Origin of the sequence: Microbispora sp. NPDC049633 (genome assembly GCF_040675265.1) — a bacterium.
GTDB classification, from domain to species: Bacteria; Actinomycetota; Actinomycetes; order Streptosporangiales; family Streptosporangiaceae; genus Microbispora; species Microbispora maris.
Window position 1 is genome coordinate 1 of sequence record NZ_JBFAOO010000029.1, and the last position, 18,195, is coordinate 18,195.

Sequence of the window (18,195 nt, forward strand, 5' to 3'; positions counted from 1 at the left end):
GGCCGGAGACGCCCGGCCGGGTGTCCGTCCCCGCCCGTCGGGACAGGCCGGAGACGCCCGGCCGGGTGTCCGTCCCCGCCCGTCGGGACAGGCCGGAGACGCCCGGCCGGATGAACGTGGCGCCCAGCACGTCGTTGAGCGTGCCTCCGGCGACCTTCTGCTGGCCGGCCACGACCGCCGGCACGAGAGCCGCGATCGTCGTCCCGATGAACACCGCCAGCACCAGCCCGCTCACCGACCTGAAGGCGGTCTTCGGATCGGCCGCCAGGCGCCGCGTGGCCAGCAGCGTCGCCCCGCCCCGGGTCAGCCGGGCGGCCAGGCGCGCGGCGACCATGGTCAGCCAGGGGCCGGCCAGCATCAATCCGATCATGATCAGCGCGAGCACGACGACGGCGAGCAGTTCGTCGGGCTTGCCGTTCCGGTACACCGGGCCCGCGAACAGCCCCAGCCCCGCCAGCAGGGGAATCACCCGCCACGCTCTCGGCGGGGACGCGGCGGTCTTCCTCGCCACGCCGAGCGGCGAGATCCGCACCCGGCGCAGCGACCACAGGGCGGCGCAGGCCGCCGCGACCGGCACGCCGCCGAGCACGGCCGCGTACTGCCAGAGGTGCGGGGCGACCAGCTCGGGGAAGAACCGGGCGCCGGTGATCCGCAGGTCGGCCACGGCCGGCCGTACGAGCTGGAAGATCGCGAGACCGGCCAGCGCACCGGCCAGCGCGCCCAGCGCGGCGTCCACCGCCGCGAGCACGTTGATCTGCCGTGTGGTGGCGCCGACCAGGCGGATCGCGGCGAAGCGGGCCTCTCGGCGAGCCGCGGCCAGCCGGGTGGCGGTGCCCACGAGCACCAGCAGCGGGACGATCAGCCCGACGGCGGCGACGGCGAAGCCGAACCGGTAGACGTCAGCGCCGTCGTCGGCCGCGGGCACAGTGGAGTCCGCGTCGATCACGTCGATCTGCCTGGCGCCGGGCATGGCGGCGACCTCGTCCGGTGTCCGTCCCACCACGATGACCAGCTCGTCGGGCCCGGACAGCGCCGCGTCGCCGACCAGCCCGGCGCGCGTGCCGGGGAAGCGGGTGGCCAGTTCCTCGCGCGGTGCCGAGTCGAGCAGCGCGGCCAGCGCGGGCGAGGCGTAGTACTTCCCAGGGCCGGGCATGCGGGACAGGCCGGGCATGACCGGCGCCCTGGCGCCGAGCGCGGCGGCGTCGAGCCTCTTGATCGTCCGGCTCCTGTAGAAGTCCTCGTGGTAGCTCCACAGCGCGCCGTCGGTCGTCGCGTCGAGGGCCCAGCCGCTGGGCGCCGAGCCGTTCACGCACTCCCAGCAGGGACGGTCGCCGGTGGCCTGGAACGCGTTGAACAGCGACAGCGTGGACAGCAGCACCGCTACACCGGCCGCCACCCCGGCGACGATCAGCCCCAGCCTGGCCGCCGCCTCCCTGCCGCTGCTCAGCGACAGCCGCAGGCCCAGCCGGATCATCGGACGGCCCCGGTGACGTACGGATCGGAGACCCGGCCGTCGCGCACCATGACCTCACGGTCGGCGCAGGCGGCCACCCGGGCGTCGTGGGTCACCACGATCACGGTGACGCCCTCCTCGCGGGCCAGGCCCACCAGCAGGTCCATCACGTGCTCGCCGGTGAGCGAGTCCAGCGCGCCCGTCGGCTCGTCGGCGAAGACCACCCGCGGCCGGGTGACCAGCGCCCTGGCGATCGCCACGCGCTGCGCCTGCCCGCCGGACAGCTCCCCGGTGCGCCGGCCGCCCAGGTCACCCAGCTCCAGCCGCTCCAGCCATTCGGCCGCCCGCCGCTCGGCGTGCTTCCTCCTGGTGCGGCCAAGCAACAGCGGCAGCATCACGTTGTCGGTGGCGGTCAGCTCGGGCACGAGCTGGCCGAACTGGAAGACGAAGCCGAAGGCGGTGCGCCGCAGCTCGCTGCGGCGGGCGTCGTCCAGCGTGTCCAGGCGGCGGCCGTCGAACCAGACCTCGCCGCTGTCCGGCGTGAAGATGCCGGCCAGGCAGTGCAGCAGCGTCGACTTGCCCGAGCCGCTGGGCCCCATGACGGCCAGCACCTCGCCCGCGGCCACCGACAGGTTCGCCTCCCGCAACGCGGGCGTGCTGCCGTAGGAGCGGCTGACCCCCCGAGCCTCGATGATCACGACGCACGCACCGTCTCGGCCAGCGCCCCCAGGCGGGCCTGGGTGACGTCGATCCACCGCAGGTCCGCCTCCAGGTGGAACATGGCGTGGTCGGCCAGCAGGGCGTCGGTCAGGGAGCCGCCACGCTTGACCTCCGCCAGCTCCCGCATGCGCCGCATGTGCGTGGCGCGCTGCGCGTCCAGGTAGCCGGCCGCGTCACGGCCCAGCATCAACGCCAGCACGACCTTGGTGAACAGCACCGTCTGCAGGTACGGCTCGGCCGCGACCGGCTCGGCCAGCCAGGTGGCGACCTCCTGCCGGCCCAGCGGGGTGATGGCGTAGCGCTTGCGCTCCGGCCCGTCGCCCGGCTCACTCTGCCCCATGACCTTGCCGTCCCTGGCCAGGCGGCCGAGCGTGGAGTACACCTGCCCGAAGGGCAGCGGTTTGCCCCGGCCGAAGAAGGTGTCGTAGTCGCGTTTCAGGTCGTATCCGTGGCTCGGCTCCCGCTCCAGCAGGCCGAGCAACGCGAGGGGAACAGTCATGATCCGAGACTATACGCTGAAGGTATACACCCGGAGGATACGAAGATACGAAAACGGGCATGAAAAAACGAGCGGCCGGTCCGTTGGGACCGGCCGCTCGCCATATGGGGTGAGTGATGGGACTTGAACCCACGACATCCAGGACCACAACCTGGCGCTCTGCCAGCTGAGCTACACCCACCATGTCCGCCGTTCGAGGCGTACGAAGAAAGTGTAGCGGCATTTTGGAGTCCTCCGCGCCCCAATAACGCCGCGTGCGGAGGTCAGGGCCCGGAGACGGCCTCCGCGACCTCGCGGGCGGTGGCGGAGTCGGGGCCGGGCTGCGGCACGAAGACCGCGGCGCGGTAGTAGCGCAGCTCCCGGATGCTCTCGGTGATGTCGGCGAGCGCGCGGTGCCCGCCCTGCTTCTCCGGCGAGGCGAAGTAGACCCGGGGGTACCAGCGGCGGGCCAGCTCCTTGATCGACGACACGTCGACCATCCGGTAGTGCAGGAACGCGTCCACCAGCGGCATGTCCCTGGCGATGAAGGAGCGGTCGGTCGCGATGGAGTTGCCGCACAGCGGCGCCTTCTTGGCCTCGGGCACGTGGGAGCGGATGTAGTCGAGCACGACGGCCTCGGCCTCCGCCAGGGTCACCCCGGTCGCGAGGGCCCGCAGCAGGCCCGAGGCCGTGTGCATCTCCCGCACGACCTCGGACATCTGCTCCAGCGTCTCGGCGGGGGGCTTGATGACGACGTCCACGCCCTCATCCAGCTGGTTCAGCTCGCTGTCGGTGACTATGCAGGCCACCTCGATCAGCGCGTCGCGGCCGAGGTCGAGCCCGGTCATCTCACAGTCGATCCAGACCAGCGGGTCAGTCATGGCTCAAGAGTAATGCTCATGCCTAATGGGGCGTCACTGAGATTGGAGCGAGTCCTGCACACGCTTGATGACCGACTGGTCCAGGTTGTCCGGCACCGAGATGTACAGCATCGCGGGGCGGGCGTTCTGGCCGCGGTCCACGAGGACGATCGCGCCCTTCTCCTTCTTCCACTTCAGGCCGTTGGCCTCGGAGACCTTGCTGAAGTCCATCTCGAACTCGATCACCCAGCCCTGCTTGCCGCTCACGGTCGTCGCCTCGCTGCGCAGGACCTTGCGCTCGTGCTGGATGCCGTAGAAGAGCGGGTCGTAGGCGAGCAGCAGCGTCTGGGAGAGCTGCCCGAAGCTCTGCGGGCCGCTGTAGGGGAAGATCTGGGGCACCTCGGCGGTATAGATGCTGCCCACCCAGTCGCCGCCCCTGCCGTCGTAGTTCGCCTGGGAGGTCATCTGGCAGCCGCTCGTCCACAGCGGCATCCTCGGGTCGGACGGGTCGTTGACGCTCTTCGACTCCGGTACCTGCCACTCCTTGCCCGGGTACGCGTACGACAGGCCGGTCGCCGGGTCCTGGATGCGGTCGCCGGACGGCTGGGGGAGCTGGGGAAGCGGCGGCGTGGACTGCTGCGGCTCCTGCTGGGGCGGCACGGTCTGGTCGAGCTGCGGCGCCGTCGCGGTGATCTCGGGCCGGGCGACGATCGAGCCGGCGCGGTCGCGCAGGAAGATGACCGCGCCGCCGATGACGAGCGCGAGCACGACGACCGCGGCGACGCCGCCCACGATCCACGGCCAGACCGGCGTTTGACGTCGCGGTGCCCCGAAGTCGGGCGTGGGAAGCTGCGCCGTCTGGTTCGGGGGACCCCACGGTCCCCCCGGCTGCTGGAACTGAGTTTGCTGAGACTGGGCCTGCTGGAACTGTGGCTGCTGGAACTGGGCCTGCTGGAACTGCGGCTGTGCCTGTGCCTGTGGCTGGGGCTGTAACTGCGGCTGGGGCGGGGCCCCGGCCTCCTGCTCGGGCGCGTGGGTGGCGTCGGTCCACTGGCTGCCGTCCCACCAACGGAGGAGAGGGGAGCCGTACGGGTCCGGATACCAGCCGGCGGGGGTCGTCGTCATGCGCGCCACACTAATGAAATCAGCATTTGTAGGTGAAACTTGCCTTGTCCTGGATCGGCTTCCCGGTCGTCGTGGGGGACAGGACCCGCAGCGTGGCCGTGCCCTTGAACGAGCCCGATCCGGTCACCTTCCAGTGCAGGGGAAGGTTCACCGAGGTGTCTCCCGAGGAGATCCGCTGCTCCTGCTCCAGCGGCTTGCGGTCGTCGCTGCGGATCCAGAGGTAGCGGATCGTCCCGGCCTCGCCGTTGGTCGTGACGACGCCCGTGAAGTCGGCCCTGCCGTCGCAGCGCACCGTCTTCTTGGGCGCCTTGACGTCGACCTCGCTCACCGCGAGCGACGCGGCGGGCGGTTGGCGCAGCCACAGGATCACCGCGGCGATCAGGATCGCCAGCAGCGCGGTGCCCGCCCATGCCGTCGAACGCCTCCGGCGCCTGCGGGGAGCCGCCTCACGGGCCTGGGTGGCCGTGACGGCGGCGGCGGTCTGCCCGGACCGCCAGATCTGCGCCGCCGTGGTCTCGGTCGGCACTCCCGGCCCGAACCGCATCATCACGTCGCCGGGGTCGTCCACCGTGCCGGACAGGTCGAGCAGGGTCACGGCCTCCCCGCCGGGAGAGCCGGCCACCGCGGCGCCGACGGGGAGTTCGGGGGACACGGGCGCGTGGAGGCCGCGTGTGGCATGGGCCAGTCCGTCCCGTCCCATCCCCGGGAACGCCTCACGCTCGGCGAGCAGGGTGTCCCGCATGGCGGCCAGCCCCTGGGCCGGGGCGGCGGCGGACGCCCACCGCAGCACCGCCGCGGCACGGTCCTGGGCGCACGCGGCGGCCAGCGTGCCGGCGAGGGCGGCCCAGGCCGCGACGTCCTGCTCCGCGGACGCGTGCTCGCCCCGGATCGCCCGCAGCAGGCCGCGCTCGGCCAGCAGCACCGCGCCGTCCTCCCCGACGACGACGGTCCCGGGGTGCAGCGCGCCGTGGGCCAGCCCGGCGGCGTGCACGGCGAGCAGGGCCTGCGCGGTCTCCAGGAGAACGGTCGCCGCGCCGCCCGCGTCCAGCCGGCCGGCGGCCATCACGTCGGCGACGGCCGTCGCCCCGGCCGTGATGAGCCAGACCTCGTCCCGCGCGGCCACCAGGTCGATCACGGGCAGCAGGCCGATCGGGCCGCCCTGCTGGAGACGCACGTCGGCGCCGACGGCCACGACGATCCGTTCGCGCGCCTGGGCCGTCGCGACGGCCCGTGGATCGAATCGCAGCACACCGGACGGCCGTCCGCCGGGGGAGATCGCGTCCGCCCAGGTGCCGACCTCGCTGCTCCGGGTGCGGCCGGTGAGCCGGTGCCCCGCGACCGTCACGCCTTCACGCATCTACCGCCGCCTTCGATGTCGCCCGCGCACGCGTCCATGGCCAGTGTGGCGGGAACGAGACCGGTCGTCACCACCCACCCGAGCGTCACCGCGGCGTGGGCTCATCAATCGGAGACGCGGTCGGCTCGGAGTTGCTCTGCGTCGGCGAGGGCTGGGTGGTCGGCTGCGTGGGCGGCTTGCTGGTCGGGGTGGATTCGGGCCGCTTGGTCGGGGTGTTCTTGGGCGGGTCCACCGTGACCGTGGGCTCCTCCGAGGGCACGGGCTCGGGCGAGGGCTTCGGCTTCTGCGTGGGCTTCGCGGTCGGCTTGGGCTTGGGCTTCGGCGAGGGGCTGGGCCTGCGGGTCGGCCGCTGGGTCGCGGTGGGCACGGCCGGCGGCTGCGACGCGCGCGGCCTGGGCCGGCTGGTCGTCGGCGTCGCGGTCGGCTTCTCCGGCTCCTCGGTGGGCTCCTCGGAGGGTTCCTCCGCCGGGGGCTCGTCCGAATCGTCCTCGACCTCGATCGACGAGGGATCGACCGCGGGCGAACTCGGCGTCTCGATCGTCGTCCCCGCCTGCAGGGTGGTGCCGCTCACGGTCTGCACCAGCGCCACCGTCCCGCCCGCGATCACGACCATCCCGGCCAGGGTCAGCCCGATCTTCATGCGGGTCTGGGCCAGCAGGCCGCCGAGCTTCGTCTCGGCCACTGCGGTGCCGGTCTCCGGGGCCTTCTCCTTGAGCGGGAAGAACGGCACGAGCAGTCCGGCGAGCGCGGCGAGCCGCCGCCGTCCGCGCTCCTCCCAGGCCGGGCCGTACGCGCCGGCGGCGACGGTCTCGAGCTCCCGCAGGAACTCCTCGGCCGACGCGTACCGGTCCTCGGGCCGCTTGGCCATGCCGCGCTCGACGAGGTCGCGCAGCGGGGGCGGCACCTCGTCGACCGGCGGAGGGGTCGCCTGGTGCTGGCGGGCCAGCGCGGCCATGTTCTGCGCGCGGAAGGGCCGGCCGCCGGTGAGGCACTCGAAGAAGACGACGGTGGCGGCGTAGACGTCGGTCGCCGGTCCGGCCTTTCCGCCCGCCCACTGCTCCGGGGCCATGTACGGCGGCGTCCCCGCCGCCCTGACCCCTTCGCCGGCCTGCGCCGCGATGCCGAAGTCGACGAGCTTGCTGATGCCGTCGGCCTCGACCATGACGTTCTCGGGCTTGTAGTCCCGGTGGACGATGCCGATGGAGTGCGCCGCGGCCAGGGCGAGCAGCGAGCCCTTCAGCACGGTGAGCGCGGCCTCTGGACCGGTCGGGCCCTCCGAGCGGAGCATCGCGCGCAGCGAGACGCCGTCGACGAGTTCCATGACGATGGCCGCCCCGCGCGCGGTCTCGACGTACTCGTAGAAGCGCACCGCGTGCGGGTGGGGGTCCATCGCCGCGAGCAGCCGCGCCTCGTGCCGGAACCGGGCGACGAAGTGGAGGTCCGCCATCATCTCGTCGGACAGGTACTTGATCGCCACCGGGAGGTCGTCGGCATCGTGCCGCGCGAGCACCACGCGCCCGGCGCCCCCCGTGCCGAGCTCACGAATCTCCGTGTACCCGGGGACGCGCCAGGCGCCCGTCTGGCCGTGCATCACGGTCTGTCTCCTCATCGCCTGGGCCCCCGCCGAATGACGAGACCGTAGCTTAGTGATGACCTCACGATTACGATGAAAAGTCACTATTTAGTCAGAGGGGATTGTCAGGATTGTCCGCGTCATTTGATGCAGGAATCCGTGTTCCTGGTGAGCGTGGAGGCGCCGCCCGCCGCGGCCGGTGAGGTCGACGCGGTGACCGCGTAGGAGTCGCACGGCCAGCGGGAGTAGGTGTACAAGGCGGTGACCGTGTAGCTGGTCTTGCCCGAGAGGCTGTAGGTCGTGGTGGCCGCCCTGGAGCCGCCCGTCATCCAGGCGACGTCCAGCCGTACGGCGGAGGTGTTGCCCGTGGTGACGGCGATGGTGGCCGTGGCCGTCGTCCCGCTGATGGACAGGCTCTGCACACGTACCTGGCTGACCGAGGCGGGGCAGGTCACCGTGACCGAACTCGACGCCGCGCCGTTCGGGGCCGCTGGGTCGGTCGAGGCGCCGAAGGTGACCTTCTCACCGCAGGGGCGGCGGGAGAAGGTGTACGAAAGCGTCCGCGTGTAGGTCCTCGCTCCGGACAGGTGGACCGTCGTCGTGCCGCCGCCCGCGGAGGGCGCGGAGAACCGGCCGGTGAGGTCGACCGGGCCGGTGCCGTCGGTGGCGACCGTCACGGTCGCCGTCGCGACCCCGGCCGAGGACACGGCCGGTGTGCCGACCTTCACCGAGGTGACGGAGGTCGGGCACGCCGGAGCCTTGGCCGTAGCGACCTGGGCGCCGCCCGGCGCGGCCGGGCCGGTGGTCACGCTCATGCCCCAGGTGCCCGAGCAGACGCGGCCGAGGTCGCCGGAGACGGTGCGGGTGTAGGAGGTCGCGCCGCTGAGGGTGAGCGTGCGGGTCGCGGTCACCGTGCCGTTCGCGGTGAAGCGCACGGTCAGCGTCACCTTGCCCGGTCCGCTGGTCCTGACGGTGACCGTTCCGGTGCCGGTCGCCTCGTCCTTACCGGCCCCGGCCTTGTACGAGAGCCCGCCGACGTCCAGGTCCGAGACCTTGAGCGGCGCGGGAGAGGGCGACGGCTTGGGAGACGGCTTGGGAGACGGCTTGGGCGAGGGGGCCGGAGACGGCTTCGGCGAGGTCTTCGGAGACGCCTTGGGAGACGCCAGGGGAGACGGCTTGGCCGAGGGCGTCTGCGTGGTCGCCTGCTCGGGCGCCGCCGACGGGGATTGCGAGGGGGACTCCGAAGAGGTCTCGTCCGGGCTCTCCTCCGGCGCCGCGGAGGGAGCTTCGGAAGGGCTCTCCTGCGGGGCGACCGGCGACGCGGACGCCCCGGCGGGCACGCCCGTGTCCCCCGGGCCCGTGTCCTGCGACGCCGCGACGGTGCGGGTCCCGGCCGAGCCGAGGGCGTACGCGCCGATGCCGCCGGCCGCGACCACCATGAGCACGGCCCCGGCGGTGAGCAGGACGCCCCTGCTCCGCACCGACCGCAGCGCCGTGGTGAACAGCGAGGTGCCGGTCTCGGTGGACCGCACCCGGTTCAGCGGGAACGCCGCGGCCAGGGCGGCGGCGAGCGCGGCCAGCCTGCGGCGGCCACGCTCCTCCCACGCCGGGCCGTACGCCTCCGTGGCGGCCTCCTCCAGCTCGGCGACGAACGCGGCGGCGCTCTCCGGCCGCAGGGTGGGGTCCTTCGCCATGCCGCGCGCGACCAGCTGCCGCAGCGGCTCGGGGATCTCCTCGACCGGCACGGGCGCGGTCATGTGCATGTGCCGCAGCACGACGTGCTCGGTCGCCCGGTACGGCCGGTGCCCGGTCAGGCACTCGAAGAAGACCGCTGTGGCGGCGTACACGTCGGACGCCGGTGATGCGGCCGCGCCCGTCCACTGCTCGGGGGCCATGTACGGCGGGGTGCCGGCGGGGGCGGGGGCCCCGCCGGCCCGCACGGCGATGCCGAAGTCGGCGAGCTTGCTCGTCCCGTCGGTGGCGACCAGCACGTTCTCGGGCTTGTAGTCGCGGTGGACGACGCCGGTCCCGTGTGCGGCGGCCAGGCCGAGAAGGGAGCCCTTGAGGACGGCGAGCGCGGCCTCGGGACCGGTCGGGCCCTGCTCGCGCAGCAGCGCGCGCAGGGTGGGGCCCTCGACCAGTTCCATGACGATCGCGGCGCCCTGCCCGGTCTCCAGGTATTCGTAGAGCCGCACCACGTGCGGGTCGTCCAGCTCGACGAGCAGGCGGGCCTCCTGCCGGAAGCGGGCGACGAACCCCTCGTCCCGGCGCAGGTCCTCCGACAGGTACTTGATCGCGACCGTCGCGCCCGACTGCTCGTGAACGGCGAGGACGACGCGGCCGCCGCCTCCCGTGCCCAGCTCCCGCGTCACCCTGTAACCGGGCACATTCCAGTGCTCGGCGGAACTCATGAGGCCTCCCAGATCGATAAGGTCGGCCACAGTGTCGTTGAAACCGCTTGCAATCCGCTTACAAATGCGGCTTATCGGTCTAGGACGTGAGCGGGAACGGGGATGCCGGGGGCGAGGCGCGGGTCGGGCTCCGGGGCGCCCCAGGCCACGGTGAGCGGCAGCACGCCCGCCCAGACCGGCAGGTCGTAGTCCTCCTCGTCGTCCTTCGGCGGTCCCTGGCGCACCTTCACCGACGCCTCCTCCAGCGACAGGGCGACGACGGCGGTGGCGGCCATCTCCTTGCGGTCCGGCAGGCGTACGGCGTCCCACTGCCCGGGCGCGAGCTGCTCGGTGATGGCCCGCAGGCCGGCGAGTTGTTCCTCGGGGTCGTCCACCAGCCGGGCGAGGCCGTAGACCATGGCGGAGCGGTAGTTCACCGAGTGGTGGAACGCGGAGCGCGCCAGCACGATGCCGTCGAGGTGGGTCACGGTCACGCAGACCGGGCTGCCGAGCGCGGCGCGCAGCGAGGTCGCGCCGGTGGAGCCGTGGAGGTAGAGCGTGTCGCCGATCCGCCCGTAGCCGGTGGGGACGACCATCGGGGACCCGCCGGCCAGCACGCCGAAGTGACAGATCAGGCCGGCGTCCAGGATCGCGTGCAGGTCGGCGCGGTCGGTCCGCGCCCGTTCCTTCGAGCGGTTGAGGGTGGTACGGGCGGTTGTGGAGAGCATGTCCGTTACGTTAGGGCGAAGTGGACCGGCGGAACACGTCCACTCACGACCCATACGGGGAGACCACTTGCGTCCGACAATCGACGTGCCGCTGCGGGTGGACCGCGACTCCGGGGTGCCGCTCGCCGTCCAGGTGGCCGCCCAGTTGCGGGAGGCGATGCGCACCGGCGGGCTCAGGGCGGGGGAGCGGCTGCCGTCGACCCGGGGGCTCGCCACCCTGCTCGGTGTCAGCAGGACCGTCGTCACCGACGCGTACCAGCAGTTGTACGCCGAGGGATGGCTGGACGGGCGGCACGGCTCGGGCACGTACGTGGCCGACGAGGCGCTGCCGTACGAGAAGGCCGAGGGCCGGGCCGTCCACGCGGGCCGGGGCGTCCACCGGGAGGAGGCGCCGCCGGGGGTGGTGGACCTGCGGCCGGGGCGGCCGTGGGTGCTGGGGTACGACACGGCGGCCTGGCGGCGGGCGTGGCGCTCGGCCGGCGAGCTCCCGCTGAACGCGTTCCCCGACCCCTACGGTCACCCGGAGCTGCGCGAACTGCTGGCCGAGCACCTGCGCAGGGCCAGGGCCGTGCCGGTGGGCGCCGGGAACGTCATGGTCACCAGGGGCACCGGCAACGGCCTGGACCTGATCGCGGCCACGCTGCTCGGCCCGGGGACCCGGGCCGGAGTGGAGGAACCCGGCTGGCGGGCGGCCCGGCGGATCTTCGCCTCCCGGGGCGCCGAGGTCGTGCCCTGCCCCGTGGACGAGCAGGGCGTGATCGTCGAGGCGCTCCCCGACGACCTGCGCGTGCTCTACACCACGCCCGCGCACCAGTTCCCGGTGGGCGGCAGGCTGCCGATCCCGCGCAGGGAGAAGCTGCTCGCCTGGGCGCGCAGGACCGGCGCGATCGTCGTCGAGGACGACTACGACGCCGAGTTCCGCTACGACGTCGCGCCGCTGCCCGCGCTCTACGGGCTCGATCCCGGGCGGGTGGTGCTGCTCGGCACGCTGTCGAAGTCGCTCGGGCCCGACGTCGGGCTCGGCTGGCTGGTCGCCCCCGCCGGCCTGCTCGACGCCGTCGCCGAACGCCGGGTGCGCCTGGCCGACCGCACGTCCGGGCCGGTGCAGCGGGCCGTGGCGACCCTGCTGGAACGCGGCGACCTCGACCGGCACCTGCGCAGGATGCGGCTGGAGTACGCCCGCAGGAGGGCGGCCATCGTCGAGGCGCTCGGGCCGTACGTGCGGGGTGACACGGCCGGGCTCCACGTCCTGGTCGCCCTGCCCGCCGGCGTGGTCCCCGGCCTCGTGCGGCGGGCCGGGGAACGCGGCGTGCTCCTGGACACGACCGAACCGCACCACCACGGGCCGCCTCGGGTGCACGGCCTCGTGCTGGGTTACGGCTCGGCCTCCCGCGCCGACGTGCGGCGCGGGTGCGCGGTGATACGGGAGCTCATACCTCCTGAAGGAGCCTGAACTCGCGTGCGGGCAGGGGGACTTCCAGGTTGAGCGCCTCCTCGCCGATGATGCGGGCGATGTCGATCGACCCCGGGTCGCCCTCCCTGCTGCCGGGCACCTGGGAGTGGCCGAAGTGCCCGCCCCGCGCCCACAGCCGCTTGCTGCGCTCGGCGGCCACGGAGTGCGGGTAGGGCAGCGGAGGCCCGGCCGGCCAGCGGCGCGGCACCTCCCAGGAGTCGAGCCAGGCCAGGATGTCGTCCAGGCCGTCGAGCTTGGTGTCGGTGAACGGTTCCCTCGCCGAGCCGATGACTTGGATCTGCACGCAGACCCGTCCGTTCCTGCCGCGGTCCGCGGTGAGCCCGCCGGCCGCCCTGGTGGGCGGCAACGACTGGACGATCTCCCCGGTCACCGGGTTCCACACCAGGTGGGAGGGCCGGTGGAGCTGGATCAGCCGCTGGGCGACGGACCTGGCCGAGACCCCTTGGGGATCGGCGGGCCAGATGAACCAGACGGTCCTCGGGGCTCCTCCGAGCATCGCTCCGGAGTCCCCGGGGGAGGGAAGTCGGCTTGCGCCGGGCAGCCATGCTTGGGCCACAGTGCCCCCTCAAATCCTCGGTCGCGTCGTTTCTCCCCTTTCGAACTTCCGCTGACACCTGGCTACTCCGGATTGTTACTGGCGGGTGCCAATCTTCCAACAAGGGTGTAACAAGTGGTGATTTTGTGACGGATGCGTCACGGTGAGGGACTCGCCGCGGTGTCGACCGCCGGAGGAGGGCTGCCGTCGGACCTGCCCGGGGGGTCGGCCGTGGGACCGGAGGTGGCGCCCGAGGTCGGGTCGGGCACCGGGTCGGCCTCGCCGGTCCCCTCCCGGCCGTCCCAGGTGATCCGGCAGGAGGGCCGGCCCGCCGAGGACTGGAAGGTCACCACGCCAGTGCCCGCGACCCCCGGATCGACGACGGTGAGCACGACCCGGCCGCTCGCCCCCGCGCGGAGCCTGCCGTGCCGGGGCGAGACCGCGATCCCGCCCGATGCGCCGGCCGTCCACTCGATCACGGCGTCGCGCGCGGCCAGCGTGATCGACGTGCCCGCGGCCGTGCCCAGGTCTCCGGGGCACAGCGCCGTCAGGGCCGGCCTGGGCGCGCGCGGCGTACGGGTGGGAGACGGCCGCGACCGCCCCGAGGGTGCGGTGGTGTGGGGCGGGGCGGTCGCGGCCGATCGGGGGGGATCGTCCTGTGGGGCCGTCATGTCGTCGGAGGGTGCCGGGGTGGCCTGATCGCCGGGGGGCGGATCGCTCTCCTCGGGACCGAGCACCAGGTCGCCGGGGGCCGGATCGCCGGGGGTCAGGTTCCCGGGGACGGCCGTCGGGGGTACGCGTATCGCCTCGAGGCGCTCGGCCGGCGCCTGCCCGGAGACCAGGGCGAGCCCGCCCGCCGTGCCGAACACGCAGACGGCGGCGAGCATGACGGGCGCGGTCCGCAGCGGACGGGAGCGGGCCCGTCCGCGCCGTGCCCGAACCGCCGGCTGCGCGGCCGCGGGAAAGCCACGCCGGTCGAGGACAGCGGTGGCGCCGTCGCGCGGGTCGGCGCGGAGCGCGGACTCGATCACCCGGTTGCGCAGCGAGAGCGGGGGGAAGGCGACGGGGATCATGTCGAGCAGCCGCCCGGCCGACACGTGCCTGCCCCGGCCCTCGCGGCAGATCTCGCAGCCCGCGATGTGCCTGCTCAGGCGTTTGCGCAGGGGAGCGGGGAGGGGGCCGTCCTGCCAGCTGGCGCCCACACCGTGGTCGACCAGCGCGGACAGCCCGGGGCAGTGGGCCCGGCCGGTCCTGGCCAGCACGAGGGCTGCGGCGGCGTTCTCCAGGTGGTCGCGGGCCCGGGTGAGCCGGGCCGACACCTGCCGGGCGGCGAGTCCGAGGACCGAACCGATCTCGGCCGCCGTCAGGCCGTGCCGCAGGGCGAGTTCGAGCGCCTCGCGCTCGTGGTCGCCGAGCTCCCCCAGCGCCTCCCCGACCAGCGCGGCGAGCGGGGGATCCGCGGACTCCTCCACGGTGATGACCGGTCCGGCGCCGTCCTTCCCTCTCCGGGTCGCGCTGTGGAACCGGGTCAGCGCGTAGAGCCAGGCCCGCAGCCGGGCCGGCTCCTTCAACCGGTCCGCCGAGCAGGAGGCGGCCACGAGCGCGTCGTGCGCCGCCCGGGCCGCGGCATCCAGGTCACCCAGCAGCGCGTACGCGTAGTCGCTCAGCCGGTCGGCGTACGCGTCGTACAGCGCGGCCGGGGCCTGGGCGTCGGTGCCGCCCCCGCGCCGCAGCGCCTCCAGCAGTCGGTGGTCGTCGGCTCGCCCGACGCCGGGCCATACGGGCAACGAACATTCCTCCCCGTGTGACGGAACCTGGTCTCGCCGGTCCCCACACGAGTGGGACGCCGTCCCCGCTGGCGTCGTTTACGGGTCGCGCGGTCATGCCCAACGGGCATGACCTGCGAAAACGGGTGCCTGAGCGACTCCTGTTACTGAAGTCGCCGGGCGATGCCCTTGAGGAAGATGTTGCGGATCTCCAGGACCGTCTGCGGGAAGTAGGCGGCGCCGCCGGTCGCCTTCGCGATGGAGGTCATCTGCGTCCGGTCCTCGTCCTTCTGCGTGTTGAACGAGATGATCAGTAGGCTCACCGGCCGCTTCGGGTCGAAGGCGCCCTTCAGCTTCTGCAGGATCTCGCTGTTGGAGAGGCCGCCGTTCGGGTCGTCGTTGCCGACCCCGTCGGTGAACAGCAGGATCGTGTTGACCTTGTCGGGCTCGTACTCCTTGGTCATCTTCTGGTACGCGGCCCACAGGGTGTCGTTCAGGCCGGTGTTGCCCGTGGGGATGGCCTTCACCTGCCGCAGCGCCTGAGCGATCGTCTCGCGACGGGTCACCCCGTTGATCTGCTGGGCCAGCGGCCCGATCTGCACGACGGGCTTCCAGTCGACGCCCGGGCCGCGCAGGTTGTCGGAGAAGGTCCACAGGCCCATCTCGGCCTTGTCCGGGAAGAGCTTCAGGCCCTCGACGGTGAGGTCGCTGATGGCGCGCATCCGGGTGACGCCGGTCTTGTCGGCGGGCAGCGCCATGGTCCCGGAGATGTCGATGAGGGAGAGCAGCCTGGTGCCGAGCTTGATCTGGTGCCAGGCCTGGGACAGGCGGGTGACGGTCGCGGTGTCCGGCAGCGGGATCGCCGCCGGCTTCTTGGCGTTCACGCCGTTGTCGGGCTTCAGCAGGCCGCCGCCCGCGCCGTCGGGCGTGCGGAAGCCGTAGTCCTGGACCGTCTTCCTGCCGCTGGGCGAGGTCATCTCGGTCGCCAGGGCCTGGGCGGCCTTGCGCGTCGCGGAGTCCTTCGCCGTGACGATGATCGGGTAGTCGAGGCTGATCGTGCCCTCGGCGGGATACAGCGCGACCGCCGGGTTCGAGGGGGTCGTCGTCGTGTTGTACGACCACACGGCCTGCTCGGACGTCACGCCCACCGGGATGCGGGCGGCGGCCTTGGTCAGCGTGGCGAACATGCTGTCGGGCGTGGACACGGTCGACTCCGACAGCCGGCGCAGCACGCCGACGAGCGTCTCCTCGCCGCCGCCTCCCTGCTTGAGCACGGCGGCCCCGGCCAGCAGCGCGCCGAGACCGGCGGCGTTCTGCGTGGGGTCGAGCGCGAGCACGCGCACCTTCCGCGCCAGGCCGTCGGGGTTGGCGGCGTTCGCCGCGCTCATCAGGCCGGTCCAGCTCGGGCTGAAGGCCGACTGGAGCTTGTCCGCGCCGGCCTTGGACGCGGCCAGCACGACGGGCGTGCTGGCGGCGTTCCCGGCGGGCTCGGGCGCGTTCTTGACGCCGCTCAGCCACAGGCTGGAGTCGGGGATCCACAGGTCGGGGTCCAGCTTGCCGCTGGTGGGGCCGGTGCCCGCCATCGCGTTGGCGACGTCGGCGGGCTCGGCGGCCTTGACCGTGACGGCGACGCACTTGCCGTCGACGGCCCGGCCCGACTTGCCGAACCTGGTGGCGATCTTCTGGACGGCCGGGTGGATGTCGGGCGAGGCGACGACGGAGAGCTTGACCCTCTCACCCGCGCAGCCCGGGCCCTTGTTCACCACCACGTACGCCGCGACGCCGAGGAGCACGGCCAGGGCGACCGCGCCGGCCAGCGGGACGAGCACCGTCCCCCGCCCGGCCCGCCGCCGCGGCGGGGGCTCGAACTGGGGGTCTGAGCCGCCATCGAGTTCGTCTGTGCGGTGCCGTCCGCCCACGGTGCTCTCTCCGGTGTCCACTGGCCGTAACAGGTTTACGGAACGATACTGGCAAAAGTCACGACATGTGCCTGGTGCGTGCAGGAGGGTCCGGCGCAGGCCGTACCCTTGGCCCGTGGTCATCCCGGTCGAGGACGCCGCCGATCCGCGCCTGGCGGACTACGTGCGGCTGCGCGACGTCGATCTGCGCAAGAGCGTCGAGAGCGAGCGCGGTCTGTTCGTCGCCGAAGGCGAGAAGGTCATCAGGCGGGCCATCGGCGCGGGCCATCCGGTGCGCTCGGTGCTGACCACGGCCAAGTGGCTCGACGTGCTCGCCGACGTCATCGGGGAGGCCACCGTCTATCTGGTCTCCGACGAGGTGATGGAGGGAGTCACCGGTTTCCAGGTCCACCGGGGCGCGCTCGCCGCGATGGAGCGCACTCCGCTTCCGCCGGTCGGCGAACTCCTCGCGGACGCGGGGCCGCGGATTCTCGTCCTGGAGGACCTCGTCGACCACGGCAACGTCGGGGCGATCTTCCGCTGCGCGGCGGCGCTCGGCGTCGGCGCGATCGTGCTGTCGCCGCGCTGCGCCGACCCCCTCTACCGCAGGGCCGTCAAGGTGTCGATAGGGGCGGTGTTCGCGATCCCGTACGCCCGGATGACCGACTGGCACGGCGGCCTGGCGGAGCTCAGGACGGCCGGGTTCCGCCTGCTGGCGCTGACGCCGGACCAGTCGGCCGTGCCGCTGGACAAGGCCCCGCTGTCCGGCCGGGTCGCGCTGATGCTCGGCTCGGAGGGCGACGGGCTGTCGTCCCACTGGCTGCACGAGGCCGACCAGCCGGTGTGCATCCCGATGAGCACGCGGGCGATGGACCTCGGCGTCGACTCCCTGAACGTGGTGGCCGCCGCGGCCATCGCCTGCCACGGCCTGCTCAGGGGAGCGTGACCCCCGCCCCCGCGACCGCTTCGTCGCCGGCTCCCCCGCCGGCGCCTCCGTTGGCCCAGTCGAGCAGCTTGCGCGCGGTGGCGAACCTGGCCTTGTCGCTGCGCTCGCCCAGCACGACCCCCACGTACGTGCGCCCGTCCCGGACGGCGGCGAACGACAGGCAGTAGCCCGCCTGGTCGGTGAAGCCGGTCTTCAGCCCCACCGCGCCGTCGTCGAGCAGGTCGTTGGTGTTGCGCCACACGTGCCCGCGGTGGAGGGCCGACTTGCGGACCACCCGCGTGGGCGTCCTGGCGACGGTCGCGATCACGGGGTCGCGCAGCGCGGCCATGGTCAGCGCCGCCTGGTCGCGGGCCGTGGAGTATCCCTTCGACGGCAGCCCGTCGGGGTTGGCGTAGCGGGTGTCGCGCAGGCCGAGGCGGCGTGCCGCGTCGTTCATCTTGGCGACGAACTTCGCCGTCCCCGGGCCGTACCGCTCGGCGAGGGCGTGGGCGGCGTCCGCCCCCGAGGGGAGCATGAGCCCGTAGAGCAGGTCACGCACCGTGAGCCGCTCGCCCGCCCGCAGCCCCGCCGTCGTGGCCCCGCCGGACAGCGCGTGCTTCACGTCGGCCTTGGTGATGGTCACCACGTCGTCCAGCCGGGCCTGCCGCCGGACCACGTAGGCGGTCATGACCTTGGTCAGGCTCGCGACCGGCACCCGGCGCGTCTCGCGCTTGGCGAACTGGACCGTTCCGTCCGTGGTGTCCACCAGGTAGGCCTCCCGGGCCGTGACCGAGGGCCCCCGGCCGGACGCGGCGGCCGTCGCGGCGCGCGCGGGCGCGGCGGTGGCGGTGGCGGTGGCGGTCCCTGCCGTGACGAGGGCGGCGGCCAGCGCGATCAGTACCCCGTTACGCAT

15 protein-coding genes and 1 tRNA gene are annotated in these 18,195 nt (G+C 73.2%); 2 read left to right on the forward strand and 14 right to left on the reverse strand.

What is annotated here, in order from left to right; genetic code table 11:
- The 10 genes from AB0J39_RS10460 to AB0J39_RS10505 all read right to left on the reverse strand — a co-directional run.
- On the reverse strand, positions 1-1,474 hold a 1,474-nt coding region (locus AB0J39_RS10460; protein ID WP_363463127.1), incomplete at its 3' end, for an FtsX-like permease family protein.
- Positions 1,471-2,151, reverse strand: a complete 681-nt coding sequence (locus AB0J39_RS10465) for an ABC transporter ATP-binding protein (protein WP_363463128.1) — start codon at positions 2,149-2,151, stop codon at positions 1,471-1,473. The genes AB0J39_RS10465 and AB0J39_RS10460, both read right to left, overlap by 4 nt.
- Positions 2,148-2,672: a PadR family transcriptional regulator gene (locus tag AB0J39_RS10470; protein WP_363463129.1), complete on the reverse strand. Its 525-nt coding sequence runs from the start codon at positions 2,670-2,672 to the stop codon at positions 2,148-2,150. Before AB0J39_RS10470 ends, AB0J39_RS10465 begins: the two co-directional genes overlap by 4 nt.
- A gap of 105 nt (positions 2,673-2,777) precedes the next feature.
- Positions 2,778-2,853: transfer RNA gene (locus AB0J39_RS10475), tRNA-His, on the reverse strand.
- Between the two features lie 82 nt (positions 2,854-2,935).
- Positions 2,936-3,532, reverse strand: coding sequence for an oligoribonuclease (gene orn, locus AB0J39_RS10480; protein ID WP_169986634.1), 597 nt, complete (start codon positions 3,530-3,532; stop codon positions 2,936-2,938).
- Positions 3,533-3,565: 33 nt separating this feature from the next.
- Positions 3,566-4,636 carry a DUF2510 domain-containing protein gene (locus tag AB0J39_RS10485; protein ID WP_363463130.1) on the reverse strand — a complete coding sequence of 357 codons (1,071 nt, stop codon included), beginning with the start codon at positions 4,634-4,636 and terminating at the stop codon, positions 3,566-3,568.
- 19 nt (positions 4,637-4,655) lie between these two features.
- Positions 4,656-5,993 carry a hypothetical protein gene (locus AB0J39_RS10490; RefSeq protein ID WP_363463131.1) on the reverse strand — a complete coding sequence of 446 codons (1,338 nt, stop codon included), beginning with the start codon at positions 5,991-5,993 and terminating at the stop codon, positions 4,656-4,658.
- Between the two features lie 85 nt (positions 5,994-6,078).
- Complete coding sequence (locus AB0J39_RS10495; RefSeq protein ID WP_363463132.1) at positions 6,079-7,584, reverse strand: protein kinase; 1,506 nt, start codon at positions 7,582-7,584, stop codon at positions 6,079-6,081.
- Positions 7,585-7,706: 122 nt separating this feature from the next.
- Positions 7,707-9,977 (reverse strand): protein kinase, encoded by a 2,271-nt coding sequence (locus tag AB0J39_RS10500; protein WP_363463133.1) that lies wholly within the window; start codon positions 9,975-9,977, stop codon positions 7,707-7,709.
- 71 nt (positions 9,978-10,048) lie between these two features.
- Positions 10,049-10,684, reverse strand: a complete 636-nt coding sequence (locus tag AB0J39_RS10505; RefSeq protein WP_363463134.1) for a pyridoxamine 5'-phosphate oxidase family protein — start codon at positions 10,682-10,684, stop codon at positions 10,049-10,051.
- A 67-nt stretch (positions 10,685-10,751) separates the two neighbouring features.
- Here AB0J39_RS10505 and AB0J39_RS10510 point away from each other — a divergent pair, with 67 nt between their 5' ends.
- Complete coding sequence (locus AB0J39_RS10510; protein WP_363463135.1) at positions 10,752-12,137, forward strand: PLP-dependent aminotransferase family protein; 1,386 nt, start codon at positions 10,752-10,754, stop codon at positions 12,135-12,137.
- On the opposite strand, the gene AB0J39_RS10515 is transcribed toward AB0J39_RS10510, so the two are convergent.
- The 3 genes from AB0J39_RS10515 to AB0J39_RS10525 all read right to left on the reverse strand — a co-directional run bounded on the left by AB0J39_RS10515 (position 12,115) and on the right by AB0J39_RS10525 (position 16,399).
- A complete protein-coding gene (locus AB0J39_RS10515; RefSeq protein WP_363463136.1) occupies positions 12,115-12,654 on the reverse strand; it encodes a hypothetical protein in 540 nt (179 codons plus the stop codon). The two genes, AB0J39_RS10510 and AB0J39_RS10515, sit on opposite strands and share 23 nt — an antisense overlap.
- A gap of 197 nt (positions 12,655-12,851) precedes the next feature.
- Positions 12,852-14,480 carry a sigma factor-like helix-turn-helix DNA-binding protein gene (locus tag AB0J39_RS10520; protein WP_363463137.1) on the reverse strand — a complete coding sequence of 543 codons (1,629 nt, stop codon included), beginning with the start codon at positions 14,478-14,480 and terminating at the stop codon, positions 12,852-12,854.
- A 143-nt stretch (positions 14,481-14,623) separates the two neighbouring features.
- A complete protein-coding gene (locus AB0J39_RS10525) occupies positions 14,624-16,399 on the reverse strand; it encodes a substrate-binding and VWA domain-containing protein (RefSeq protein ID WP_363463138.1) in 1,776 nt (591 codons plus the stop codon).
- Positions 16,400-16,493: 94 nt separating this feature from the next.
- Between AB0J39_RS10525 and AB0J39_RS10530 the strand changes: the two genes are divergently transcribed.
- Positions 16,494-17,303, forward strand: a complete 810-nt coding sequence (locus AB0J39_RS10530; protein WP_363463139.1) for an RNA methyltransferase — start codon at positions 16,494-16,496, stop codon at positions 17,301-17,303.
- On the opposite strand, the gene AB0J39_RS10535 is transcribed toward AB0J39_RS10530, so the two are convergent.
- The gene (locus AB0J39_RS10535; protein ID WP_363463140.1) at positions 17,290-18,195 is read right to left on the reverse strand and encodes a D-alanyl-D-alanine carboxypeptidase family protein; all 906 of its coding nucleotides are present in this window, start codon (positions 18,193-18,195) and stop codon (positions 17,290-17,292) included. The two genes, AB0J39_RS10530 and AB0J39_RS10535, sit on opposite strands and share 14 nt — an antisense overlap.

Coding starts and splice junctions, on each gene's coding strand:
- AB0J39_RS10470 (WP_363463129.1), bottom strand. CDS start 2,672: ATGACTGTTCCCCTCGCGTTGCTCGGCCTGCTGGAGCGGGAGCCGAGC.
- orn (WP_169986634.1), bottom strand. CDS start 3,532: ATGACTGACCCGCTGGTCTGGATCGACTGTGAGATGACCGGGCTCGAC.
- AB0J39_RS10485 (WP_363463130.1), bottom strand. CDS start 4,636: ATGACGACGACCCCCGCCGGCTGGTATCCGGACCCGTACGGCTCCCCT.
- AB0J39_RS10490 (WP_363463131.1), bottom strand. CDS start 5,993: ATGCGTGAAGGCGTGACGGTCGCGGGGCACCGGCTCACCGGCCGCACC.
- AB0J39_RS10495 (WP_363463132.1), bottom strand. CDS start 7,584: ATGCACGGCCAGACGGGCGCCTGGCGCGTCCCCGGGTACACGGAGATT.
- AB0J39_RS10500 (WP_363463133.1), bottom strand. CDS start 9,977: ATGAGTTCCGCCGAGCACTGGAATGTGCCCGGTTACAGGGTGACGCGG.
- AB0J39_RS10505 (WP_363463134.1), bottom strand. CDS start 10,684: ATGCTCTCCACAACCGCCCGTACCACCCTCAACCGCTCGAAGGAACGG.
- AB0J39_RS10515 (WP_363463136.1), bottom strand. CDS start 12,654: ATGCTCGGAGGAGCCCCGAGGACCGTCTGGTTCATCTGGCCCGCCGAT.
- AB0J39_RS10535 (WP_363463140.1), bottom strand. CDS start 18,195: ATGCGTAACGGGGTACTGATCGCGCTGGCCGCCGCCCTCGTCACGGCA.